The following is a 331-nucleotide window of genomic DNA, read 5'->3' as shown; positions in this document are numbered from 1 at the left end:
CGATCTCGAGCTGAAGGGCAAGCTGGAGGCCGAGGGCGCGTCGATCTCGGTGCACCAGGGCAACGTCGGCTCGCCCGAGGACTGCCAGCGGGTCGTCACCGAGGTCCTGGAGCAGCGGGGCCGCGTCGACTACCTGATCAACAACGCCGGCATCACCGTCGACAAGACCGTCCGCAAGCTGACCGTCGACGACTGGCACGCCGTGCTGCGGATCAACCTGTCCGGCGCGTTCTACATGACCAAGGCCGTGCTGGAGCACATGACCGGCAACGAGTTCGGCCGGATCGTGAACATCTCCTCGGTGATCGGCCAGACCGGCGCGATGGACCAG

Annotated in this window: 1 protein-coding gene; it reads left to right on the top strand. The window is 66.5% G+C overall.

The annotated features are described in order from the left end of the window. The coding region (locus DBV35_RS29605; protein WP_117434504.1) for an SDR family NAD(P)-dependent oxidoreductase at nt 1–331 on the top strand (331 nt) is incomplete at both ends.

Source organism: Acuticoccus kandeliae, from assembly GCF_003073115.1.
Note: the sequence above shows the minus strand (reverse complement) of the source record. Positions and strands in the feature narration are given on the sequence as shown.